22 protein-coding genes and 3 pseudogenes are annotated in these 22516 nt (G+C 55.5%); 19 read left to right on the top strand and 6 right to left on the bottom strand.

What is annotated here, in order from left to right; genetic code table 11:
• Positions 1 to 647: 647 nt before the first annotated feature.
• From BK658_RS23045 to BK658_RS23035, 3 genes are all read left to right on the top strand, one after another.
• On the top strand, positions 648 to 1181 hold the full coding sequence (locus tag BK658_RS23045) for a BRO-N domain-containing protein (protein WP_123584319.1): 534 nt from the start codon (positions 648 to 650) through the stop codon (positions 1179 to 1181).
• A gap of 120 nt (positions 1182 to 1301) precedes the next feature.
• On the top strand, positions 1302 to 2015 hold the full coding sequence (locus tag BK658_RS23040) for an HNH endonuclease (protein ID WP_123584318.1): 714 nt from the start codon (positions 1302 to 1304) through the stop codon (positions 2013 to 2015).
• A 135-nt stretch (positions 2016 to 2150) separates the two neighbouring features.
• Positions 2151 to 2522, top strand: a complete 372-nt coding sequence (locus BK658_RS23035; RefSeq protein WP_404943194.1) for a very short patch repair endonuclease — start codon at positions 2151 to 2153, stop codon at positions 2520 to 2522.
• A 613-nt stretch (positions 2523 to 3135) separates the two neighbouring features.
• Here the strand turns inward: BK658_RS23035 and BK658_RS23025 are convergent.
• The gene (locus BK658_RS23025; protein ID WP_123584315.1) at positions 3136 to 6642 is read right to left on the bottom strand and encodes an alkaline phosphatase family protein; all 3507 of its coding nucleotides are present in this window, start codon (positions 6640 to 6642) and stop codon (positions 3136 to 3138) included.
• Positions 6643 to 6676: 34 nt separating this feature from the next.
• A complete protein-coding gene (locus BK658_RS23020) occupies positions 6677 to 7654 on the bottom strand; it encodes a hypothetical protein (RefSeq protein ID WP_123584314.1) in 978 nt (325 codons plus the stop codon).
• Between the two features lie 214 nt (positions 7655 to 7868).
• Here BK658_RS23020 and BK658_RS23015 point away from each other — a divergent pair, with 214 nt between their 5' ends.
• Entirely contained in the window at positions 7869 to 8825 is a 957-nt protein-coding gene (locus BK658_RS23015) for a hypothetical protein (RefSeq protein WP_123584313.1), read from the top strand.
• 11 nt (positions 8826 to 8836) lie between these two features.
• Here BK658_RS23015 and BK658_RS23010 read toward each other — a convergent pair.
• A pseudogene (locus tag BK658_RS23010) lies at positions 8837 to 8944 on the bottom strand (sulfite exporter TauE/SafE family protein); the annotation flags it as partial.
• A 28-nt stretch (positions 8945 to 8972) separates the two neighbouring features.
• Here BK658_RS23010 and BK658_RS23005 point away from each other — a divergent pair.
• The 11 genes and pseudogenes from BK658_RS23005 to BK658_RS22955 form a co-directional block, all read left to right on the top strand.
• Positions 8973 to 9086 (top strand): annotated as a pseudogene (locus BK658_RS23005) (IS5/IS1182 family transposase); the annotation flags it as partial.
• Between the two features lie 628 nt (positions 9087 to 9714).
• On the top strand, positions 9715 to 10092 hold the full coding sequence (locus BK658_RS23000; RefSeq protein ID WP_221178617.1) for a cytochrome c: 378 nt from the start codon (positions 9715 to 9717) through the stop codon (positions 10090 to 10092).
• Positions 10093 to 10243: 151 nt separating this feature from the next.
• The gene (locus BK658_RS22995; protein ID WP_123584311.1) at positions 10244 to 11422 is read left to right on the top strand and encodes a 4-hydroxybenzoate 3-monooxygenase; all 1179 of its coding nucleotides are present in this window, start codon (positions 10244 to 10246) and stop codon (positions 11420 to 11422) included.
• 46 nt (positions 11423 to 11468) lie between these two features.
• Positions 11469 to 12182: a glutamine amidotransferase gene (locus BK658_RS22990; protein ID WP_123584310.1), complete on the top strand. Its 714-nt coding sequence runs from the start codon at positions 11469 to 11471 to the stop codon at positions 12180 to 12182.
• A gap of 93 nt (positions 12183 to 12275) precedes the next feature.
• A complete protein-coding gene (locus tag BK658_RS22985; protein WP_123584309.1) occupies positions 12276 to 12878 on the top strand; it encodes a LysE family translocator in 603 nt (200 codons plus the stop codon).
• Positions 12879 to 12924: 46 nt separating this feature from the next.
• Positions 12925 to 13770 (top strand): glutamate racemase, encoded by an 846-nt coding sequence (locus BK658_RS22980; protein ID WP_123584308.1) that lies wholly within the window; start codon positions 12925 to 12927, stop codon positions 13768 to 13770.
• A gap of 106 nt (positions 13771 to 13876) precedes the next feature.
• Entirely contained in the window at positions 13877 to 14488 is a 612-nt protein-coding gene (locus BK658_RS22975; RefSeq protein ID WP_123584307.1) for a glutathione S-transferase family protein, read from the top strand.
• A gap of 208 nt (positions 14489 to 14696) precedes the next feature.
• Positions 14697 to 16220, top strand: coding sequence for an anthranilate synthase component I family protein (locus BK658_RS22970; protein WP_123584306.1), 1524 nt, complete (start codon positions 14697 to 14699; stop codon positions 16218 to 16220).
• Positions 16201 to 16806 (top strand): anthranilate synthase component II, encoded by a 606-nt coding sequence (locus BK658_RS22965; protein WP_123584305.1) that lies wholly within the window; start codon positions 16201 to 16203, stop codon positions 16804 to 16806. The genes BK658_RS22970 and BK658_RS22965 overlap by 20 nt, the downstream gene beginning before the upstream one ends.
• Before the next feature lie 11 nt (positions 16807 to 16817).
• Positions 16818 to 16997 (top strand): annotated as a pseudogene (locus BK658_RS22960) (IS5/IS1182 family transposase); the annotation flags it as partial.
• A gap of 163 nt (positions 16998 to 17160) precedes the next feature.
• Complete coding sequence (locus tag BK658_RS22955) at positions 17161 to 17478, top strand: helix-turn-helix domain-containing protein (protein ID WP_123584304.1); 318 nt, start codon at positions 17161 to 17163, stop codon at positions 17476 to 17478.
• A gap of 95 nt (positions 17479 to 17573) precedes the next feature.
• Here BK658_RS22955 and BK658_RS22950 read toward each other — a convergent pair whose 3' ends face one another.
• Positions 17574 to 18629, bottom strand: coding sequence for an MBL fold metallo-hydrolase (locus BK658_RS22950; RefSeq protein ID WP_123584303.1), 1056 nt, complete (start codon positions 18627 to 18629; stop codon positions 17574 to 17576).
• Between the two features lie 201 nt (positions 18630 to 18830).
• Here BK658_RS22950 and BK658_RS22945 point away from each other — a divergent pair, with 201 nt between their 5' ends.
• Together BK658_RS22945 and BK658_RS22940 are read left to right on the top strand one after the other, a co-directional pair.
• Positions 18831 to 19439 carry a TetR/AcrR family transcriptional regulator gene (locus BK658_RS22945; protein WP_123584302.1) on the top strand — a complete coding sequence of 203 codons (609 nt, stop codon included), beginning with the start codon at positions 18831 to 18833 and terminating at the stop codon, positions 19437 to 19439.
• A 169-nt stretch (positions 19440 to 19608) separates the two neighbouring features.
• Positions 19609 to 20148 (top strand): DUF1003 domain-containing protein, encoded by a 540-nt coding sequence (locus tag BK658_RS22940; protein WP_123584301.1) that lies wholly within the window; start codon positions 19609 to 19611, stop codon positions 20146 to 20148.
• On the opposite strand, the gene BK658_RS22935 is transcribed toward BK658_RS22940, so the two are convergent.
• Entirely contained in the window at positions 20133 to 21095 is a 963-nt protein-coding gene (locus tag BK658_RS22935; RefSeq protein ID WP_123584327.1) for a LysR family transcriptional regulator, read from the bottom strand. The genes BK658_RS22940 and BK658_RS22935 overlap by 16 nt on opposite strands.
• A 15-nt stretch (positions 21096 to 21110) precedes the next feature.
• On the opposite strand from BK658_RS22935, the gene BK658_RS22930 reads away from it, so the two are divergent.
• Together BK658_RS22930 and BK658_RS22925 are read left to right on the top strand one after the other, a co-directional pair.
• Positions 21111 to 21821 (top strand): CTP synthase C-terminal region-related (seleno)protein, encoded by a 711-nt coding sequence (locus BK658_RS22930; protein ID WP_123584300.1) that lies wholly within the window; start codon positions 21111 to 21113, stop codon positions 21819 to 21821.
• On the top strand, positions 21818 to 22150 hold the full coding sequence (locus BK658_RS22925; protein WP_123584299.1) for an antibiotic biosynthesis monooxygenase family protein: 333 nt from the start codon (positions 21818 to 21820) through the stop codon (positions 22148 to 22150). Before BK658_RS22930 ends, BK658_RS22925 begins: the two co-directional genes overlap by 4 nt.
• On the opposite strand, the gene BK658_RS22920 is transcribed toward BK658_RS22925, so the two are convergent.
• Positions 22138 to 22467: a DUF2025 family protein gene (locus BK658_RS22920; protein WP_054593640.1), complete on the bottom strand. Its 330-nt coding sequence runs from the start codon at positions 22465 to 22467 to the stop codon at positions 22138 to 22140. The two genes, BK658_RS22925 and BK658_RS22920, sit on opposite strands and share 13 nt — an antisense overlap.
• Between the last annotated feature and the right edge of the window lie 49 nt (positions 22468 to 22516).

The following is a 22516-nucleotide window of genomic DNA, read 5'->3' as shown; positions in this document are numbered from 1 at the left end:
TTAGTCATAAACATAACCGTTTGCCTATCCCTTATCGTAAGGGGGAAACGGTGTCCTGTCTTTCATGGGGCTCGTTCACACACCAGATTATGTTCACTCCGGTGACGTAGCCATTTTTGACTCCCCTATAGGGGCGTGCCAGTACTGCCAAATGCGGTCAAACAGTCCTTGGGATGGTTTGGTACGGCTAAGGGTCGCATTAGAAATGGCAGCCACCTGGCCCCCTCCGCACAGATACGTACGTACGCAGCTACCGCATACGGCTCCTGCATCAGAGGCGTGATACGAATTAGCTACGTGTATGGCGAACCTTTTTATTGCGCAGAAAACACTTTATGCATCCCTACGTTACGCCACCAAAACCCCTACAGCACTTCCAGCTCCTTCCGTATTGATGCCCATTCGAAACACCTCTAAGCTCCATTACAGGTGCCTAAGAAACACCCAACGTAGAAGCTGACTTCCTCACACAGAACCGCGTGTTGTCTCAAAGACATATGCGTAATCCAGTGTGTGAAAGAGACTGCTTGTTGGGATTTCTTACATCCTCTACGTCGGACTCTGGCCCTTTCCAAACTAATACGTAGAGGTAATGGGTATGCGTACACAAAATCCACTCCGCTCTCCCGCAGTTTTGGAGATCGGTCATGTCTGATTCCTTCATTTCAACGGTCTTCACCCGCCATAATCTCCATCTTCACGCCCTCCTTCTGGAAAACCAGCCATGGTTCTGCGCACGCGATCTGGGCCGGTTGATGGGCATCTATCTGAACGAACGGATGGTCAGCAAACTGGACGAGGATCAGCGGCATACGCTGACGATCCGCTACCACGGCCAACCGGAGAAAAGGCTGATGCTCAGTGAGTCCGGTGTGTATGCGTTGTTGGTGTATCACTACGCACCGGGGCATCGGTTGTTGCGCGAGTGGTTGACTCATCAGGTGGTGCCAGCGTTGCGGGATGCACGGCAATTGAAAAACACGGATCGGCCAATGTTGAGCTTGTTGGATTGGCCGGAGATGTCGTTGAGTCTGTTGCATTGGCAGGATGAGGGCTGGATTCGGTTGCGGGATATGCCTTATTTGCTGCTCAACCGTACGCGGCGGCGGGTGCCGATGGTTAGGCCTTGGTGGCGGAAGGTGATGGATTGGTTCCAGTGGTCCAAGACTTCGGCGGGTTAGCGCGACGGAGTCTTGCGTAGGACCAATCGAGCGAAAAATTGGTCTTTCCTGTAGGAAATTTCGTAGACGCCGTAATGGCCACTCAGTATCGTCCGAGGGTTTTCAACCCTCGGCGATTGTATGGACACTGGAAAAAAGAACAGCGACTGGAGCGACTTAGAGATTAAGGCTGCGGTCGATGCCTATTTGAAGATGCTGGCACTTGAGCAGAGTGGCCAGAAATTCAACAAAGCTCTGGAAAATCGCCTGCTACGCCAGGGTGTCTTAGCGGAACGCACCGAAGGATCCGTTGAATTTCGGATGCTGAACATTTCAACAGTATTGTTACGGATGGGAAGGGAGCGTATCAAAGGATACAAACCAGCCCCACATGTCGGTTCAAATGTTGAGAGCTCCATTCGTGCTGCACTGGCCGAGAGAAGCATTTTGACCGCTGACGACTTTGCCCCTACAGCCGATGAGGAAACACTAGAGCGACGAGCCTCCCTACTCCAAAAGCAACCGTTTAAGGATCAGCCAAAGGGGATTTTGAAACCAAAGCAAGGACTCACCACCAGCACGTCTTATGTACGTGATCCTGAGGTGAGAGCCTGGGTTCGGAATGAGGCTAACGGCATCTGTGAAGGCTGCGGCCAACCTGCTCCGTTTGAGAAAAACGGGCTGCCGTTTCTCGAGGTGCATCACGTTAAACATTTGATGCAGAAGGGTTCAGATCGTATTAGTAATGCGGTCGCGCTGTGCTCGAATTGTCATCAGCGTTGTCACCATTCGAGCGACAAGGACGAATTCACGCTATCGCTTTACAAGAAGGTGACGCGTCTGATTACCGAATAACGGGGTGAAGCAAAACCTTCGTCGAGACGATCCGACGACAAGATCTCGACCTGTAAAGGGTGATCAAAATTCATATGCTGAATTACCAAATAGGTAACCAGAGTGGATGTCGTAGACCAAGCGACTCGATCAAGAATGATGGCAGCCGTTCGGAGTATAAACACCGGTCCTGAGCTCGTGGTCAGGAGGTTCCTACACGCTCACGGCTATCGATTTCGGATACATAAGAAAAACCTACCTGGAAAGCCGGACATTGTATTGGCCAAATATCGGGTCTGTATCTTTGTCCATGGATGCTTTTGGCATCACCATCCAGAGTGTCGATATGCTTCGACCCCAAAGACCAGATGTGAATTCTGGAATGAAAAATTTTCACGTAACGTAGCTAGGGATATTGAAAACGTTGAGGCGTTGGAGGTTCTGGGCTGGCGAGTTCTGATCATTTGGGAATGTCAGCTCAAAAAGGGCCACGACACGCTTGATCAACTGCTTCAACAGCTACGCTAAAAGCCATGCGGTGCTGTATCCGTCGTGATCAACCGACACTCAATCATCGGTGGATGATCCGTTCAATTAACGTCAATCCTGGTAGCGGAAGGCGTCACGGGTGCTGCGAGGGTTTTGATTGTTCGTTGCTGAAATGAAGAAGTCCGCTACCTGAAGTTCAGGTGGCGGATTTTGTTTATGCGGCATATTTACCGACGCCATCGCGAGCAGGCTCGCTCCCACAGGGGATCTGCGGCGGGTTGGGGAGATCAGTGACCCGCCTGCCATCACAACCGCGCCGCCCCCCCAATACAATCGAGCAGAACAAAAAACCGTGGCGAGGGGGCTTGTCGGAACGCCGCACCGCCCCGTTCGGCTGCGCAGCAGTCGTCAATCCGCACAATTCGGTTTGTCTGATGCTCCCGGCTTCAGCATTTGGGGCCGCTTCGCAGCCCAACGGGGGCAAGCCCCCTCGCCACAGGGTTGGTGGCTGGCTTAGTTGCTGTGTTGGTTTTGCGAATCGCGAGCAGGCTCGCTCCCACAGGGGATTGGCGGTGGGTTTGGGATTCGGTGTTATCAGGGCCGCAGGATTATCCTGCGGCCCTTTTCTTTGGCTGTGACTGCAACTACGGGATCATTTCCCCAACCCACTAATCTTCCACGGGCACACCGCTTCCCTCACCCCGCTCGGCCCGACGATCTCCGGTGTCTGCCCCAGCGACCTCGCGCTCAGCACTTTGCCCACCTGCTCGATCAACTTATCAAAGCCCAACGTCACATTTTCCTGCTGCAACTTGCGCAGTTGTTCGACCACGGCGTAGGTGAAGGCGCCGTAGCTGCTGGAGCCGACTTCGTATTCGTTGGCTTTTTCGTTTTCTCGGGCGGCGTAGAGCATCAGGGGCATGTAGGGGCCGTGGTGGCCGTAGAGTTTGCCTTGGCGTTGCAGTTGGGCCTTTTTCTCGGGGCGCAGGCCGGTGGCGGCGCCTTGGGTGCTGCGGGTGCGGGTGAGTCCGCGGGAGGTGTGGTCGTGTTCGCTGAAGTCGCGGCCGTCGCTGTCGGCGGCGTACACCCGGCGGTCCCAGTCGCCGGCGTAGGGGTCCCAGCGCAGCATGCGGTGGCGGATGTCGCTGGGTGGGGTGATGCCACGCACGCGGCCGTTGCCGCGGGTCATGCCGCCGGCGTAGCAGCAGTCGAACATGACGGTCAGTTTGGCGCCGTGGCCGTTCGGGTCGAATGGCAGATGGCTGTAGAACTGGCGGAACAGTTTGTCGGTGAAGTGGGTGTTTTCGTCGTCCCAGTCGAAGTCGTAGAGCACCAGGGTTTCGTCCATGCGGTCGGCTTCGCCGCTGCTGCTGTAGGCCGGCAGTTGGGTGCCGTGGCCGGAATAGAACAGCACTCGCTCGTCGCCGGCGCGGGCGCCTTCCACCAGCCATTCGAGGCGCTCGACGAAGTTCGCCCGCGTCGCTCGGGCGTCGTGCAGCAACCGTATGTCGCCAGCGTCGTAGCCACTTTCCTGGAGCATGCGGCTGATCAGGTAGGTGTCGTTGATGCAGCCGTCGAGGCGTGCGCCCGGTTCGGGGTAGTCGTTGATGCCGACCACCAGGGCGCGGCGTTTGCGTTGGCCGCTGCGGGACAGGAATGCCGGCACTTCCAGAGCGCCTGCCGCCACCACGTCGCGGGCCAGTTGTGGCCAGAGGCCGGTCTCGCTGGTGGCGGACGACAAGTAGGCTTGCGCTGCGTGATTGAGGTCGAGCAGGTCATCACGCAGCGGCACGCTGAACTCGGTTTGCAGGTCGACCCGCGCCGAGTCTGGCGAGGTGATCGGCCGGGTCAGCAAGCCGTCGTTGGGGTTGTAGAGGTGGAACCAACGGCGAATGCCTCGACCGTTTTCACTCAGGCGCATGACCCGCCCGCCCCACACTTCGCGCATCACCAATGGCAGTGCGATGGGCGAGCCGAAGCTGACGAATACCCGGCCATCGACGAGTTTCAGCGCCGAACCTTTCTTGGCCACCGAACGGCGCAAGGCGTCGTAACCGATCAGGCTGCCCAGCCCTTGGGCGAAGATGATCTGCGGGTTGAACGCGTCGATTTTGTCCAGCAGATGTTGGGTCAGTGCGGTGCGCAATTCGGCGTCTTCGATCCACTGCACGATGGCGCCGACGGTGGTGCGCAGCATCTGATTGACCGGCAGGCCCCAACTGCCAAAATCCTCGTCGGCCTTGCCCCTGGCATCGTCCCGCAGCATGGCCAGGCCTCGGGTGATCTGGGCGAAATCCGGCCCATCCTTGAGTTGATCATCGAAGGGCAGAAAGTCGATGTCCTGGTCGTCGATTACGCGACCGTTCTGCGCCAGTTGGCTGCGGATCAGCGTGCGCCATTGTTCCTGCCAGTTCGCGTCGGTACTGCCCTGCCCGTTCGCGGCTTGGGTGAATCCCACACCCGGCAGGCACAGGACTCGCAGTTGCGCAGGCACAACAGCCGGCACCGCCCCAGCTTGCAAGGTTTTGACGGTGGGCGCTGCAACGGCAGCAACCGTTTGACCGTGGGCGGTGGCCATCAAATCCTGCAGGCGCCGCAGTTTCGCTTCCAGGCTGTCGGCACTGGGCGCAGCAGATGTGAGGGCGGCCTGGCCGGGCTCAGCCAGTGCACGGGTGCGGCTGTCGAGGAAACTGCTGACACCTTGGGCGCTGTTTTTCCAGATCTGCTCCGGATCAAGGCCGTCGAGGTAACCGGAAGCGCTGTCCACCACCTGCCGGTTTTGGGTCGCCAGTTGGGACTCGATCAATGGCAGCCCAACGCGGCTAGGCACAGCGGTGGCTGCCAGTTTCGGCGCTGGAGCAACGCTTGCGGCAGTGCGCCAGATCGGCGCGTTGCCGAAGTGCTGGGCCGCGACCACCCTTGCACCTAAGGCGCTGCGCGGCAGTTGGAAATGATCGCAGAGAAAGGCCAGCAAACTGGTGTGATCGTAATGTTGCGCCTGGAGGTTGTCGGTCCACGGAATCAGACCGGGCTTGAGCCAGGGCGAGGCGAGGATTGCCGGTACGCGGATACCGAGTCGAGTGAAAGGATTGGGCCATTCGACATCGACCGTTGAACCCGTCGCCACGCACGTTGGCGGCACCACATGGTCATGGAAGCCGCCATGCTCGTCGTACAGCAGCACGAACAGGGTCTTGTTCCAGAGGTCCGTGTTGGCCGACAAGGCATTGAACACCTCGCCGACAAACTGATCGCCAAAGCGCAGGTCTTCCGGTGGATGGTGCGACACGTTAGGCCCGAGTTTGCCATTGAGCAGGCCATAGCTCGGCTCGATCCAGGACAGTTCGGGGAGTTTGTTACCAGCGACATCCGACTTGAAGTTGTCGATGCTCATGTGTTGCAAACCACCTTTGACCAGCGCCCCCAACGGGATGGCACCGTCGGAGTAAATGCGCACGTCGTGGCCTTTGTCACGCAGCAGCGAAAAAATGCTGTCGCCGCCAAACTGCGCAATCAGGCTTTTGATACCGGCCAGCACGGTGCCCGTGGAGGGCATCAGCAAGTGGCCGTTGCAACTGCCGAGCATGGCGAAAAAACGGTTCGGCCAGGTCGGGCCCGGCACCGAGGCAAACCAGCGGTCGCACACGGTGAAATTGCGCGCCAGCCCCTGGATCGCCGGCAGCGGATCGGCGGCGGGTGTGGCACCAAACGGGATGTAGTTCATCGCCCGCTGAGCCATGGATTGCGAATAGGTTTTGTACACTTTCAGATCGTTGCGGGCCTTGTCGTAGGCGTCCTGCGCAAAGCCATCGAGTTTGGGGGCGGTCAGGCTGGTCTTGAGTGACACGTCCAGTTGTTTCACTACATCGACGAACTCGTGGCCGAGGTCGAAGCCTTCGCTGTCCTTGGCCGGTAGCGCCGGTGGCGAAGGCGCGGGCGGCGCCCACAGGGCAAAGTAGTCAGGTGTTTCCGCCGTTTGAGTGATCACCGCTGAGTTGCCACTGGCGTCCTTCAGCGGGTTGGTGCTGGGGGCTTTACGGTTGATGCCGTCGCACGCAGGATTGATGCTGGTGTAATCCCCCAGCAGATGATCGAACGAGCGGTTTTCCATCATCAGCACAACGACGTGCTTAATCTCGTCGGGCCAGTTGTTCGACATGCTGCTCTCCCTGAGTAGGTGTGCCCGATCGCGCTCAGGGCTTGGGCTGTGGGACCGTTTTGCTGCCCGTCAGGCGAATCATCTGGCTCAACATCTTGAACCAGAAGTCGCCGCCCAACGAGGCAGCCAACGCCGCCGTCATGACCCCAAGCAACCAGTAGCCGAACCAGGCCGTTCTGTTTGTCTGATCGTGGTGTAAAAACGCCGGCCGGTTATTCCAGCCGATAGCGCCCTGAGGCAGCGCCTGCAAACTGCTCAATGCCGAATCGAACTGGCACTGGGCCTTGTCGTCCCGGTTCGCACAGAGCTGATCAAACGTAGCAGATGGGTTGTTTGTCACCAGATTGTTGGCCATCTGCATGCCTGCCGCGCGCAAGGTGTCATTGCGCACCAGGCCCTGCATGAGGTCGAACGCGTTGACGTTGAGCACCAGGCAAATCACCAGCGAGCAGCTCAGCGACACGACTTTGGCATTGCGCCGCATCCAGCCTTCGGCGCGGTCCATGACCGCATTGATCCAGTGCTCCAGCCGGGTCTTGAACGAGCACAGCAGTTCCTGGGCCGTGGTGACGTTGGCCTGGGCCGCCGCAAGCAACGTCGACAGTGCGCGGCGCAAGTGCTCGGAGGGAACCTGCGCAATGCCTTTGGTCAGGGCCGCATTGAGTTCTTCGAGGGGAATATCGAGGGTCGTCGTGTCGTCTTTGTGCAGCAGCAGCGTGATCACCACCTGCGCCAGCATCGCCGGGTCCAGGTAACTGGGGCGATTGCCCGGTGGCGCCATCGACTGGATCACCGGGTGATCGAGCACCTGCAGGAAGAACGCCAGGTCGCTGTCGCTCAGCCCCTTCAATTTGCCGGTGAACAACAGCTTCAGGGCGTTATAGAGGTACTTCGCCCGGACCTTCTGGAAGAAGGATTGAATGATTTCAGTGAGGGTGGTGACGAAAATACCCAGCAGCGTGAACAGCGCCAGCATCCCGAGAATCGCGTCCAGAACGACCGACCCAAACATCCTTACCTCCTTGTAAATGTGGCAGACAGTCAGCTCGAATCAAGACCTCAGGATGAGGAAAGGAGCAATGCGGCCCATTTCACAACGCTAGTCAGGCTATGGGGTCTTGTCCAATTGCAGAGGGCGTTGATGCGACAAACGTGAATCAACAGGTGCGCCATCACGCGCCACCCGCTATTAATACGCCACCTACCTCTCAAGGACCCGAGCGCACATGAAATTCGACACCGCCTACTGCATCAGCCTCGACGACAAGCTGTCGATCTATGACGTGCGCGATCTGAACTTCGACGAGACCATGGACTTCGACTCGGCCAAGGAGCGCTTTCAGTGCCCCAACGATGACTGTCGAACAGCGTTCGATGCGGAGAATGGGCTGGGAACGTTCAACGCGAAAAACGTCAATTACATCCGCACGCCGCACTTCAAGAACCTGCCCGGCACCCGGCATATCGAAGGCTGCCCTTATGTCAGCCTCAGAGCGCCGGCGTCAGAAGGTGCAGAAACGGACGACGGGCCGGAGGAACATTTTCCGTCAGAACTGCTGCTGACCCGTCGTCAGTATGTGCGCAAGCCGTCCACCCCACTGCCGGATGTCGATGCGCCTCGGGATCAGCCGAAACTCTCCGCCACGACCAGCGCTACCGAGCACCCGACTCGCGAGTCGGCACCGGACACAACCTGCGTCTTCGCTCACCCGGTGGAGTGCTTCGTATCGAATTTCGATAACAAGGACCTGCTCAAACGCATGCCGCTGAAGATTGGCGAGCACACCGCGTCTTACAGCGCGTTCTTCAAGAAAATCGAATACCTGCAGGACAACAAGGGGCTGATTTACTGGGGCAAGATCAAAGCCATCAAAGACTACAAAAGCAGTTTCCGCATCGATTTCGAGAAGAAGGTCTGGCTCGACAAAAAGCCCTACTCGGTGAATGTCTACCTGAGCAAAAACCTGATCGAGAACTACCGCAAGCGCAAAGCCTTCCTGGAAGAAATCAAAGGCGCCATCGGCAGCGAACGGGCGCTTTATTGCTTCTTCTATGGTGTGACACCGGAGTTGAAGCAGGTGCCGAGCAAGAAAAACCCCGAGCAGACGTTCGGGGTATTCAGTGGTGATATCGAGAATCTGGATCACTTCATTATTCGGGAGGTGCCGGGGTTGGAAGGTTGATTAAACCGCATTCAACTCAAGCACATGCCGAGCAACACCAGAGTCAACAGACCGATGTAAACCCGCGCATGCACCCGGTCCGGTATGCGCCCGATCCAGGGCGTTGCCAGGCGAATCCCTGGCATTTCGATGGCATTGCAAAGCGCCGGCATTCCCGACGAAACCACCATCCTTAACTTCCATTGCCTGCTGGAAAAACACGAGTTGGCGGCTGGGATTCTGGGTGTGATCAATAGCTACCCGGGTGATTGCAGCCTGTCCCATGACCGACGACACGGCGTGAGTGGAGTTTGAGTGTGGCTGGCAGAAGCGCGATTGCTGGTGCGTCGACTTACGGTCTGATTTTGCCCATACCCTCCTAGTAACAACCTTGTCAATTTATTTTTTTGGATATTGACATATACAGAAACAAATGTGAATGTATCGCTCACGAGTAAGGACCGTACTCATTGTAATCAATAAAATTTATAAACGCTCAAGGGATTGGCATGTTTCATACCGCAGCTATAAATACGTCTTCTCCTCCACTTGCCTTTTCCTCCAAGGCACTCCGCGCATTATCAGTTTCCGCCCAACGCCGTTCCAGCGATAGGTGTCATTACGTCCTCGGCACGAGTTAGTCCCTCGCCGGCTGGCGATCACTCGATATAAAGAAAGCATCTACGACATAATTTTTAGTTATGTGCGTAGCTGTACGCCGTTCGTTTCCTCCTCTGAAACGCGCGAAGAATTCTATCGGCCAAAATAAATCAATATCGACACATTGAGTAACTCGTGCACTATTAACAGGTAGTAACCACCCTTTCCTGCACGCTTGACCATTATTGACTGAGTGGCCTATTATTTTCCCTCGATTCAGATCTGATTTATACAACAAGGCCACATGAAAATGAAAATATCATTCATCGCTTTACTAGGAACTTTATCACTAATTCAAACATCACTGTCCTTCGCGGACGATGTCAATGGGAAAAATCTCTATGTACAGAGGTGTGCCGTGTGCCACGGAGCAGATATCAAAGGAACAGGGCCACTGGCTAATAAAAGCAATCCTCCAGCAGCTGATCTTACAACACCCGCTTTCAAGAAACGACTCAATGATTATCCGGGCGTTATTGTATCATCGATAATACTTCGCCCAAGTGGAAACCTGGTTCCAAAAACGCTGCACGATAATGGTGTAAAAATATCGCCGCACGCTTGGAGTATTAAGGATCTGCACGATCTACATCTATACATGAGTGGTGTAATTTTAAAAACACGATGACCTTGAGATGAGACGCGGACACAGAAACCCAAGAGCCATTTCAGGATTGGTTACAAACAAATCATTCAGCGAAGAGCTGATGAAATATTAGACAGGGTCAGTAGCTGCCGCTGAACTCTCTTCAAACCTTATAACTCAGAGGGACAAACCCATGCGGACAAAGGTTGCAATCGTTGGAGCGGGCCCAGCTGGATTAATGTTGGGGCAGCTTCTTTCCCTTATGAATATAAGCAACGTGATTGTTGAGAGTCGATCAAGACAATACGTAGAGGGCCGGAGTCGCGCAGGCCAGATCACCCCTGCCACGGTCAAAATCCTTACTGAAAGTGGTGTTGGGTCGAGGATTCATTCTGAAGGAATGATACATTCTGCGCTACAGTTCCATTATGAGGGATCGACGCGCGAATTGAATTTTCAAGCACTCACCGGACGTACGGTAACCATTTATGGTCAACAGGAAATTATTAAAGACCTGATTGCAGCACGTTTAAAAACAGAGTACCCACTTTTGTTCGACGCTGCAGATGTGCAGGTTCATAATACCGATGGAAATGCACCTTTTATTTCTTTTAGGCACGGCGACACACAGCAGACTCTAGAGTGCGACTTTGTCGTCGGCTGCGACGGCTTTCATGGCATTTGTCGTCCACATATCGCTGACTCTCTTACCCATTTTTCGCACACCTATCCTTTTGCCTGGCTAGCGGTTCTCGCCGAAATGTCACCCATTTCACCGGATGTCATTTTTTCCAGCCACGAAACCGGGCTTGCATTATTCACCATGCGCTCCCCAAATATTTCAAGAATTTATTTGCAGTGTTCTCCGGACGAAGATCTCAATGAGTGGTCTGGTTCGCGAATCTGGGATCTTTTGCAATTACGTATAGAGGGCAGACCTGAGAAAGTTAATGGCGGGGCGATTATCGAAAAAAATATTGTGCAACTTAGAAGTTTTGTTGCCGAAAAAATGCAAAAGGGAAGGCTCTTTCTAGCGGGAGATGCCGCACACATCGTACCCCCTTCTGCAGCAAAGGGACTTAATCTCGCTGTTTCTGATGCTAATATTCTTGCCCGCGCCTTCGAACAATTTTATGTCAACGACAAGGAGAACCTCCTGCTGTCTTATTCCGACATCGCCTTGAAGCAGGTGTGGAGGGATGTACAGTTTTCCCACTGGATGGCCATGTTGCTACATCGTTTCGACGACAACTCTCATTTCCATAGAAGACTTCAGATATCTGAACTTGATCGTATTCTTGGGTCTGGCCCAGCGGCGCAGAATTTCGCAGAACTATGGGTCGGGAATCCTCCATTCGCAGCGTCGATTTGAACCAAGCCAAGATTAAGTTGATCACCTGAAAATATGGAGTTGTGCAATGGATCAAATACGGAAGATCCTGATTATCTTACATCAGGAGCACTCTACGCCTGGCCGAGTAGGCTTCCTGCTGCGTCAACTGGGATTCGAGCTTGATATCCGCAGGCCGCGATTTGGTGATCCTCTCCCGCAGAGCATGTCCGAGCACGAAGGCGTGGTGGTTTTCGGCGGTCCGATGAGTGCCAACGATAGCGACCAGTATATTCGTGAAGAAATCGACTGGTTGGCCAAACCGTTGAATGAATGCAAGCCATTGTTGGGGTTGTGTCTAGGCGCGCAAATGCTGACTCGACACTTGGGGGCGCGCGTCTACCGACTCGATAACGGAGGAACCGAGGCCGGCTATTACCCGATCACACCACTTGCTGCTGCTCACGAGATTACTGCTGACGCATGCGCACCCTTTCCAGACCATGTCTATCAGTGGCATAGCGAAGGCTTCGATTTACCGAAAGGCGCTACGCAGCTCGCAGAAGGCTCGACCTTTCCAGTTCAAGCCTATCGATATTCCGGTAATGCCTACGCTTTGCAATTTCACCCTGAAGTGACTTACGAGACGATTGATCGCTGGGCAACGCTGGGAACCGAACGGCTCAAAGCGCCTGGTACGAAGCCCGCCTGTGAACATCTTGCTGGCTGGCGTCAACATGATTCCGCGGTTGCGACCTGGATCAAAGCGTTTCTTCCAAAATGGATAGGATCACTTAGTTAAATCACTGAGTGATTGGGTACCCCTACCTCTACGTATAACTTTGGTCAGAGCGAAAGCATCTGGGATTCGGCACTCATGCGGGAATAGCGCAGTATGGACTTTCAACTTTGGATATTGTTTTGCGTCGTGTTTCTTTCAGCAGCGATCCTTCCGGGACCGAATGTTGCCTTTTCTATGGCACAAGCACTGGATCACGGTTTTAAGGAGTCATTTCCGGGTGCCATTGGTTTCGGCCTGGCGAGCGGAGGGCACGCAGTTATTGTTCTTTCAGGTCTCGGAATCCTCGTAAAGGAAAACCCTGATATTTTGTTTTGGCTCAAGTGGGTCGGTGTTGCGTACCTGCTCTATCTCGCGTTGAAATCGTTACGCTCGCACTCCCAGGTCGTGGTTGCAACATCAAGCAAGCGTACCCCCCTGCAAATGTTCACGGGGGCTGTAATCGTCTCGTTTACCAACCCCAAGGGGATATTGACAAACATAATATTATTCCCGACGTTCATAAATAAGACGCTGCCCTATATCCCGCAATGCATCGCATTGGTGGCGACGGCGATATTCATTTCTACGTCGGTGTACGCCATGTATATGCTCATGGCTCGTCATGCGACGAAGATTTTTCGAACAAAACGTCAAATGAGTGTCGTGACTGGCGTTTTATATATCGGGGTCGCTACTGCAATTGCAACAACGATCTAGGTCATTGTGGTGGTTGAGTAATTACGAGCATTTAAGTGAGGTTCAGATGATTGGCGTATTTGACTTCGGTAGCGGTGGGTTAACGGTGATGCGTGCGTTTGAATCCGTCTTGCAAAATGAAGAGTTCGTCTATTTGGGTGATCATGGCAACGCGCCCTATGGCAATAATGCAACCGACGATATCCATGATCTGACACAAGCCGCCCTGACTCGTCTTTTCGGCTATGGCTGCTCGCTGGTAGTCATTGCCTGTAATACTGCAGTGGCAATCAGTCTGCGAAAATTACAGCAGACATGGCTTCCAAAAACGTTTCCTGATCGGAGGGTGATCGGCGTTATTGCACCTGTTGCCGAGGAGCTCACGAGGGCCCCCTGGAGTACCACGTGCGCTACCACGCCTGTTCATTCCGATCGTCCTGTGGAGAGCGTGGCCATTTTCGCGACTCAGCACACGGTTGAGTCAAATGCCTTTGCTGTGGAAATCAATAGCAGAAATCCTGATATAAAAGTGTACCAGCAAGTATGCCATGGTCTTGCTTTGCTCATTGAGCAAGACGCGCCTGAGAATGTCTTGCGCAGCGAAATTCGAAAAAATGTCGATGCGCTGCTGATTGCCACTTCGCAAACTCCAGATGTTTGCATACTTGGGTGCACGCATTATCCGATAGTCGAACATATATGGCGAACGGAACTGCCGGCCTCAGTGCGTATAATTTCACAGTCCAACGCTTGCGCTCAGAGCCTGGTTGATTACCTCAAAAGAAATCCGCACTTTTCCAAAGCCAGAACGGAAGACAACAAGTTCTTTACAACCGGCGACGTGGAAATAGTTTCAGAGCGAGCCTCTTTGTTCTACACGTCAAGGGTGGAGTTTTCGAGAATGGACGCGTAGTTTATTTGTAGCAGTCACGCTTATGTGAATTTCGCTCTTTGTTCAGCAATGACACACAGAGTGGGATAGTAGTTAAAACGGACGTTCAAGACTTTAGGAGAAAGTGATGAAGCTGGTTGGCATGATGGGATCACCCTATGTTCGGCGCGTGGCAATTTCGTTACGGCTGATGGGCCTGGAGCATGAGCATCGGCAGATCTCGGTGTTTCGCGATACTGATGAATTCCGAGCCATCAATTCGGTAGTCAAGGCACCCACTCTGATTTGCGATGATGGCGAAATGATCATGGACTCATCGATGATCCTTGATTATCTGGAGTCGCTGGTCGAACCGGAACGCAGTTTGATGCCAAAAGATCCGAGTGAACATCGAAAGGTGCTTTCGCTCATTGGGCTTGGCCTCGCTGTTTGCGAAAAAGCTGTCCAGCTCGAATATGAGCACAACAAGCCGGTCGAATATCACTATGTGCCTTGGTTAACTCGTATCACCGAGCAATTGCATGCCGCGTTGGCACTTCTGGAAGGTGCTGCGGCACGCGCCAATCCTTGGCTTGCAACCGAGCAAGTGTCTCAGGCCGATGTAACTGTGGCTGCCGCCTGGCGTTTCACCCAATTCAGGGTGTCCAACCTGGTCGACGTCCAAAGTTATACCGCGCTTGCCGCCTATGCTGACCGAGTTGAGCAACTTCCGGCGTTTGTCGATACACCACTTAAATAAGCTCTGTTCCTGCCCCTGCAGTGTTGGGGGCAGGTTTTAGTTGCACAAACCCTGGACGGGTTTGTCGATAAAGGGCGAGACCCTGCAAGCGTCCGTTTCGCATCACAGCACTGTCCTGGATCCCTCTCAATCGCAATGGCAAGTCTAATCGCAGAGCTCTGGCGCACTTGGCCGATCTGTTACTGCGTAATTCACAGGAGACACAAGGGTGTTGAGTCTAGAGGATTTTTTTGCCTACGGCGAAGCGGGGTATACCCATGTTCCGCTTTGGCAGAGCCTGCCGTTGCCGCCTGGAGTCGAAGCACTTTCGCTGTACGAAGTGTTAGCCAATTGCGGGCAAGACTACCTGTTCGAAACGGGGCACTGGCACGATGGCGTATTCGAACAGGCGTACTCGGCGATTGGTCTGCCTTGCAGTCAACGCGTCGAGCTCGATGAGGGCGTCTTGCGCCTGTACCGCAACGGCCAGATGTCAGCCAGGATTGACTGCGACGATCCGTTGGCAGAGCTGGCCAGGCTGCAAAAGGATTTTCGTATACCGCAATGCTCCGGCCTCCCTTTCTTCAGCGGTGGGTTCTTCGGCTATTTCGGCTTCGAAACGACTCGGCTGATCGAGCCTCGTTTACGTCGAGTCCCCCGCAAGCCCTCCGGTTTTCAGCTCCCTGACGTATTGCAATTGATCAGCACTGATCTGGTCGTGCTGGACCACCGCGAACGCCTGGCCTATTGCATCGTGCATGAAAGTCCGAAAGCCCTGGGCGATTACCAGTGCGGCCAAGACCGGCTCAATCGACTGGTCGCGCATTTGCGCCCACTGCTCGTACCAGCCGTGCCCTGCATGCAGCTGGTTGAGGCTACAACCCCTGTGGCCGAGTCAGCCTTCCCGCAGCCAGCATTCGTCGAGGCAGTGGCACGCATCAAGGACTACATCGCTGCTGGTGATGTGATGCAGGTCGTTTTATCCCAGCGCATGAGCCTTCCTTTTGAAGAAGACGCCGTCGCGTTGTACCGCTCCCTGGCAGATTTGGGTCACACACCTTATCGCTACTTACTGAATCTGGGTGACTGCCAAGTGGTTGGCGCATCCCCGGAAATGTTGTTTCGTCAGGAAGGGCAAACGGTTACAACCCGGCCGATGGCAGGTACACGCCGCAGGGGTAGCGTGGTGACCGAAGACAATCGACTCAAGGAAGAGCTGCTCGCTGATCCGAAGGAAATCGCCGAGCATATGATGCTCGTCGATCTGTCGCGAAATGACCTCGGCCGGTTGGCCAACGTTGGAAGTGTGCAAGTGCCCCAACTGCTGAATGTGGAATATTTTTCCCATGTGATGCACATCGTCTCAACGGTTACCGGCCAGATACCTGACCACGTCAGTGGTTTGGATCTGCTCAAAAGCATTTTCCCTGCGGGCACGCTGAGTGGGGCGTCGAAGGTGCGTGCGCTTGAAATTATTGCCGAACTGGAACCGCATTCTCGCGGGGTTTATGGCGGTGCCATCGGCTATTTGGATTGGAGCGGCCGTGCCGACCTGGCTATCGCCATTCGAACCGGACTGCTGCAAGACGCTCGTCTCTACGTTCAGGCAGGCGCCGGAGTGGTGCAGGACTCGGTAGCAGATCGCGAGTGGCAGGAAACGATAGAGAAAAGCCAGTTGGTTCGGGTTGCAGCTGCCCGGTGTAAAACTGTCGCACAACGCCAGGAGGTGGCGTATGCATTTAATGATCGATAACTACGACTCCTTTACCTACAACATCGTGCAGTACCTGGGAATTCTCGGGGCTGATATTGAAGTGCGTCGTAATGACGAAATTACCTTGGCAGAAATAGACGAACTGGCGCCAGAGTCCTTGATTATCTCTCCTGGGCCTTGTTCTCCAGCCGAAGCGGGTATCTCCCTTGCAGCAATCAATCATTTTGCGGGCCGTTTGCCTATATTAGGCATCTGTCTGGGTCATCAGTGCATCACCACCGCTTTTGGCGGTGAGGTGCGCAGGGCCCGTGAGGTGCTTCATGGAAAAGTTTCACGTATCAGTCACGACAGACGTGACTTGTTCGACGGCCTGCCTGACAGATTGCAAGTAGCGCGGTATCACTCGTTAGTGGCCGGTGTCTTGCCCAGCCAATTAGTTGCCACAGCACATGCTCTGGATGAAGACGGCATGCCGGGGGAGATCATGGCGCTGCGGCACCGAGAATTGCCGATCTATGGACTGCAGTTTCATCCAGAGTCATTGATGACGCAACAAGGCCTGGCGATGTTAGCCAATTACCTTCAACTGGTTGAGCGAGGCCGCCTCACCAGGGTAGCTACCTGATCGCTCGCCATGAGTCGCTGACGGTGGTAGCCGACCGAGGTTATTACAAGGGTCTGGAAACCCTTGCCTGCGAGCAGGTTGATTACCACCTTCGTGCCGCCCCCCTGACCTCAGGCAGCAAAGCCGAAGGCCGATTTGGCAAGCAGGATTTCATCTACATTGCGGCATCGGACGCGTATCGATGCCCTGCGGTGTTTTCAACGATGTTTCGCCGGGTGCTGGGGCAAGCGCCCACCGCCTACCTTGAAGAATCGAAATAGCATCGATCAAAAAATTGAGTTTGATCCGGGCCGAAAACAACTGTACAAAAACACAGTACTCGTTGAATAACCCATTTCGAACCCGGAGAAAACCATGGCCTCTCTTGCGATGAAAATCACCCTGGAACGTATCGCCCTTTTCCAATTCACCCCCGCACACAGCGCACAAGCCCGTGCGATGCTGGGCTGGTCGCTGGAGGAATTTTCCAGGGAATCCGGGGTTACCGTTGAAGCTATCCGCCGGTTTGAGGCGGGCGGTGAAGTGCTCGACGTCACCCGCCTGGCCCTCGCCTATCGGCTGGAAGCCGAAGGTCTGGTGTTCTTTCCAGGCTTTGCACCGGGCAGAGGCATGAGCGTCAGAGGCTCTACACCTGATCCGGTGGGACGGGCGGATTACGCGATGATTGAGTGATACCCAATCATCCGATGGAGTTCCTTCCCCCCAATACTGGAGAGTCCGCTGTACCAGCATCTGCGCAGAACAATCCGTGGAATAGGCGCACGTCCCTAGCTGTTAACGATCAACTGAACTGTCGTCTCTTCAACTTCCAGCCACCAGGCCTCCCCACGCTGCGGCTGGCCAAGACTGAACGCTTCGCCCATTTGTGGCGTGGTGATGGAAACACTGCGTTCCCAGGCCAAGGCCAATATGCGGTCGAAGGGTTCGTGCCAGGCGTGCATCGACAGGTCGAAAGTGCCGTTGTGAATGGGTAGCAGCCAACGGCCCTTGAGGTCGATATGGGCTTGTAGGGTTTCTTCTGGTTGCATGTGAATGTGCGGCCAGTCGACGTTGTACGCGCCGGTTTCCATCAGGGTCAGATCGAAAGGGCCAAACTGTTCGCCGATCGCTTTGAAACCGTCGAAGTAACCGGTATCACCACTGAAGAAAATCCGTTTACCGCCATCAATCATCACCCACGAGGCCCAGAGCGTGCTGTTGCCATCGAACAGCCCGCGACCGGAAAAATGCTGCGAAGGCGTGGCAATGAAATGAATGCCCTCGATCTGAGTACCTTCCCACCAATCCAGTTGACGCACTTTGCTCGCATCGACGCCCCATTTGATCAGCGTCTCACCCACGCCCAACGGCGCAAGAAAGTGCCTGGTTTTGTCCGCCAGCTTGAGAATCGACTGACGATCGAGGTGATCGTAATGGTCATGGGACAGAATCACCGCTTCGATCGGTGGCAACGCCTCGAGGCTGATCGGTGGTTGATGGAAGCGCTTGGGGCCGGCCCACTGCACCGGTGATGCGCGATCAGCGAAGACCGGATCGGTCAGCCAGAACTTGTCGCGCAGTTTCAGCAACACGGTGGAATGCCCCAGGCGGAATACGCTGTGGTTCGGTGCGTCGAGAAGCTGTTCGAGAGTCAGCGCTTGAACCGGAATAACACCGGTCGGTCGCGTGTTACTCGGCTTGTGGAAAATCATGTTCCAGAAAATTTGCAGGGTCTTGCGAAAACCTTGCCCCGGTACGGTCGCATGATTTTGGTATTGCCCCTGCTCCTGCCGGGACGTTTTCAGTTCAGTGGCGCTATCCGCCTGGTAAGAGAAAGTGGCCATGTTTGAGTGACTCCAGAAAACCGACGAGGTGCGGCGTTTCTTTTTCGGACGATAAATGGCCAATGCACGCACGCGTCAGCCGCAAACCCTACTTTTCAACCGTTCAACTACACTGCACAGTGTAGTTTCAAGATTGCAACAAAGCCGTGAGCAAGTAAACTGCTGAGTGTAGTTCTTCCTTTTCTCTACCGAAGCGTATTTATGACAGCTCCACAGCGCCTCACCGACCGTAAACGCGAAGCCATTGTTCAGGCGGCGATTGCCGAATTCCGTGCCAACGGGTTCGACATCACCAGCATGGACAAGATTGCCGCCACCGCGGGCGTGTCGAAGCGCACGGTGTACAACCACTTCCCCAGTAAAGAAGAGCTGTGGACTGAAATCCTGCAACGATTGTGGACCAACGTCACCGCTCAGCAGGACAACTGTTATCGTACAGACCTACCGCTGCGCGAGCAGTTGGGCCAGCTGCTGCACTGCAAATTGCAGTTGCTGGGGGACACCAATTTCCTTGATCTGGCACGAGTTGCCATCGCCGCCACCATCCATTCGCCAGAACGGGTCCAGGACATGGTGGAGCGCATTGGCGAACGTGAAGAAGGGCTGACCACCTGGATTCGCGCGGCTCAGGCTGACGGTCGGCTCAAGCCTGTAGATCCGGCCTTTGCTGCCCAGCAGGTGCAGGGAATGCTCAAGGCATTTGCCTTCTGGCCGCAGATCTCCCTGAACTGTCCACCCCTGTCACCCGAGATGCAGACGACGGTCGTAGAGTCGACGCTGGACATGTTTCTGGCCTGCTATCAACGGTAGGCATGAAGGGCACGCAAAAGGACACATGGAACAAATGACACTATTCACGTATTTATCTGCTGGACCGAAGCACTGAATAAAACACTACAAAGTGTTTCAAGGCGAATCGGGCGCTGAAAGCTGTGGGGGTTATAGTGAGCCTCAGTCCCATGGCATTGCAGAGAGCATCATGAATTCAACCAAGCCCGAAGAAAAAGCCCCCGCCGCCCCCGTCGATCACTTGCGCTTCCACCGGCCGCACGCGCATCTGGCATCGACGTTCGGCAACGACACTTTTGCATTGAAGGCCGAAGCCTTTGCACGTTTCTTTGGCACCCCGACCTTCCTCGGCGCGCAAACCCTCATCGTCGCAGTCTGGATTGCCCTGAACGTCACGGGGTTAACGACCTTCGACGTCTACCCGTTCATTCTTCTCAACCTCGCATTCAGTCTGCAAGCAGCCTACGCCGCGCCGCTGATTCTGCTCGCGCAAACCCGTCAGGCCGCTCGCGACAAAGCCCAGTCCGAAGCCGACGCGCTACACCGCGAGTCCCTGGCCGTCGCCAACAGCGAGCGGCAAGCAGAAGCCGCGAAGACCTCCGCACAGTTACTGGCGTTACTTGAGCAAAACACCCGACTGACCGAGATGACCAAAGAGCTGACTGAACGTATCGAAAACCTGACCTCGGAGATGCATCAACACGTTCTGAAGGATCAGCAACGCTCCTGATCGGGCAATTGCACCCAGCGGGATAACTCGTCGAACAGCGTCACCACCGAGCGCAATGCTCGACAGTCCGGACGAGTCAGCAACCACAGGCTGGTGTCGTAACCGAGCAGGGTTTCGCTCAATGGGCGCAGCCCCTGCGCCGGGTCGATCAGAAAGTTCGGCAGCGCGGCCACCCCAAGCCCGGCGCGTACCAACTCGGTGACCGAGAGCATGCTGTTGCAGCGATAGCTCGGCAGCACCCCGGGAAATTGCTGACGACGCCAGATCACAGTCGGATGGTCGGGCAGAAAATCATCCGGAGCGATCCAGCTCAACCGCGTCAGATCACTCGGGTCGACCGACTTCAGATACACCGCACTCGCGCACACCCGGTACGATACCGCCCCCAATCGCCGCCCAACCAGATGCTCCGGGGGTGAACGGGTCAGGCGCAAGGCGATATCGGCATCGCGGCGGCTGAGGTTGGCGAAATCGTTGGAGGTGCTCAGTTCCAGAGTCAGCGCCGGGTACGCCGGCATGAACTGCGCCAGTGCCGGCAACAGTAACGCGTGCAAGACCGAATCGGTGCAGGTCAGGCGCACGGTGCCGCTGATGACGTCACCGCCCTGCTCCACGCCGATACGCGCCGCTTCCAGCGCCTGCTCGGCGCGTTCGGCCTGCTCGGCCAGTGTTCGGGCCAGGGCAGTCGGCAAATAACCTGCGCGACTTTTCTCGAACAGCGCTTGGCCCAACGCCGCTTCCAGGCGCCTGACCGCACGAAACACCGTCGAAACGTCGACCTTCAACAGTGCCGCCGCCCGTGCCAGAGAGCCGCCGCGCACCAACGCAAGAATCAAGGCGAGGTCCGGGTAATCCAGCTGATAGTGCGTTGATGCATTGAACACTTGGGTAAACGCCACTATTGATTGCGTGAACGCCAATCTATAGTGGGCGCAAGCAATCAACAAGTCTTGGGAGACACCATGGAAGCGGGCCTTCAACTGCGTATTGCACTGATCGGTGACTACGACCCACAGGTCACTGCCCATCAGGCAATTCCCCTGGCGCTGAACCTGGCTGCACAACACGCTGAAGTCGATGTACACGTTGAGTGGCTGGCCACTGACCACATTAATGCAAACACCCGACTGGCTGACTTCGACGGTTTCTGGTGCGTGCCCGCCAGCCCTTACCGCAACATGGACGGTGCGCTGTTGGCGATCCGCTTTGCCCGCGAACAGCAGCGGCCCTTCCTCGGCACTTGCGGTGGTTTCCAACACGCGGTGCTTGAATACGCACGCAACGTTCTGGGATGGACCGATGCCGAGCATGGCGAAACTTCGCCAGACGCCATTCGCGCCGTGCTCACGCCACTGACCTGCTCGTTGGTCGAGGTTGTCGACAGCATCCGGTTGGTTGAAGGCTCCCTGATCGCCAACGCCTACGCGACCACAGAGATTGGTGAAGACTATCACTGCCGCTACGGCGTCAATCCAGCGTTCGAAGAGCAACTGCTGACACACAACCTTAAAGCCACCGGCCACGATTCGGCAGGTGATCTACGGGCCGTGGAGCTCAGCGATCATCCGTTCTTCGTCGCGACCTTGTTTCAACCCGAACGTGCGGCGCTAACCGGCACCCGTCCACCCTTGGTCGATGCCTTTATCCAGGCCTGCGCAAGGAACGCCAGATGATCGCCAACACACCTTCGCCGCCTTACTACGCGGTGATTTTCACTTCACTACGCACCGCCGCCGACCAGGGTTACGAGCAAGCAGCACAGCACATGGTCGAACTTGCCCGCGACCAACCAGGGTTTCTCGGGGTGGAGTCGGCCCGGGGTGAGGACGAGCTCGGCATCACCGTTTCCTACTGGTCCAGCGAAGAAGCGATTCTCGCCTGGAAGCAACACGCCGAGCACGGTGCAACCCGCGAACGCGGACGCTCGACCTGGTATGAAGCGTTTCACGCTCGGGTTTGCAAGGTTGAACGCGCTTATGCCTTCGAGCGTCAGCCGGCCTGAACCAGACTGCGCAGCGCACTAATTTCCGGTAAATCCTCGCGTCGCATGTAGACCCGCAGCGGTTCGGTGATGTTGATCCGGTCGTCGATGTTCTGCTCCAGCAGCAAGCGGATCAACTCGCGCTTGAGGGTCATGGCTTGACCGTCCTCAGGCGCCCAGACGAACTCGCTGGCGGGGATGATCGCGTCGTCTGCGACGTCCATGCCAAAGGCGTCTTCACTGAAACGGACGATGTATCGGGCGGTCTTGCGATTGAAACCGACGAAGCCGTTGAGTTGGTCGGCGGCCTGGCAGATAAGTTCGGACGTGATGCGCATGGTAAACCTCACGGATGCGTCCCGAAGGACGGCTGAACGATGGTTTACA

It is taken from the genome of Pseudomonas brassicacearum (genome assembly GCF_003732175.1).
In the GTDB taxonomy this organism is placed as follows: Bacteria; Pseudomonadota; Gammaproteobacteria; order Pseudomonadales; family Pseudomonadaceae; genus Aquipseudomonas; species Aquipseudomonas brassicacearum_G.
This window is presented reverse-complemented; position numbering and strand designations above follow the sequence as displayed.

Excerpts from the sequence above, each read along its gene's own strand:
- BK658_RS23045 (WP_123584319.1), top strand. The coding sequence starts at position 648 with ATGTCTGATTCCTTCATTTCAACGGTCTTCACCCGCCATAATCTCCAT.
- BK658_RS23040 (WP_123584318.1), top strand. The coding sequence starts at position 1,302 with ATGGACACTGGAAAAAAGAACAGCGACTGGAGCGACTTAGAGATTAAG.
- BK658_RS23035 (WP_404943194.1), top strand. The coding sequence starts at position 2,151 with ATGATGGCAGCCGTTCGGAGTATAAACACCGGTCCTGAGCTCGTGGTC.
- BK658_RS23025 (WP_123584315.1), bottom strand. The coding sequence starts at position 6,642 with ATGTCGAACAACTGGCCCGACGAGATTAAGCACGTCGTTGTGCTGATG.
- BK658_RS23020 (WP_123584314.1), bottom strand. The coding sequence starts at position 7,654 with ATGTTTGGGTCGGTCGTTCTGGACGCGATTCTCGGGATGCTGGCGCTG.
- BK658_RS23015 (WP_123584313.1), top strand. The coding sequence starts at position 7,869 with ATGAAATTCGACACCGCCTACTGCATCAGCCTCGACGACAAGCTGTCG.
- BK658_RS23000 (WP_221178617.1), top strand. The coding sequence starts at position 9,715 with ATGAAAATATCATTCATCGCTTTACTAGGAACTTTATCACTAATTCAA.
- BK658_RS22995 (WP_123584311.1), top strand. The coding sequence starts at position 10,244 with ATGCGGACAAAGGTTGCAATCGTTGGAGCGGGCCCAGCTGGATTAATG.
- BK658_RS22990 (WP_123584310.1), top strand. The coding sequence starts at position 11,469 with ATGGATCAAATACGGAAGATCCTGATTATCTTACATCAGGAGCACTCT.
- BK658_RS22985 (WP_123584309.1), top strand. The coding sequence starts at position 12,276 with ATGGACTTTCAACTTTGGATATTGTTTTGCGTCGTGTTTCTTTCAGCA.
- BK658_RS22980 (WP_123584308.1), top strand. The coding sequence starts at position 12,925 with ATGATTGGCGTATTTGACTTCGGTAGCGGTGGGTTAACGGTGATGCGT.
- BK658_RS22975 (WP_123584307.1), top strand. The coding sequence starts at position 13,877 with ATGAAGCTGGTTGGCATGATGGGATCACCCTATGTTCGGCGCGTGGCA.
- BK658_RS22965 (WP_123584305.1), top strand. The coding sequence starts at position 16,201 with ATGCATTTAATGATCGATAACTACGACTCCTTTACCTACAACATCGTG.
- BK658_RS22955 (WP_123584304.1), top strand. The coding sequence starts at position 17,161 with ATGGCCTCTCTTGCGATGAAAATCACCCTGGAACGTATCGCCCTTTTC.
- BK658_RS22950 (WP_123584303.1), bottom strand. The coding sequence starts at position 18,629 with ATGGCCACTTTCTCTTACCAGGCGGATAGCGCCACTGAACTGAAAACG.
- BK658_RS22945 (WP_123584302.1), top strand. The coding sequence starts at position 18,831 with ATGACAGCTCCACAGCGCCTCACCGACCGTAAACGCGAAGCCATTGTT.
- BK658_RS22940 (WP_123584301.1), top strand. The coding sequence starts at position 19,609 with ATGAATTCAACCAAGCCCGAAGAAAAAGCCCCCGCCGCCCCCGTCGAT.
- BK658_RS22930 (WP_123584300.1), top strand. The coding sequence starts at position 21,111 with ATGGAAGCGGGCCTTCAACTGCGTATTGCACTGATCGGTGACTACGAC.
- BK658_RS22925 (WP_123584299.1), top strand. The coding sequence starts at position 21,818 with ATGATCGCCAACACACCTTCGCCGCCTTACTACGCGGTGATTTTCACT.
- BK658_RS22920 (WP_054593640.1), bottom strand. The coding sequence starts at position 22,467 with ATGCGCATCACGTCCGAACTTATCTGCCAGGCCGCCGACCAACTCAAC.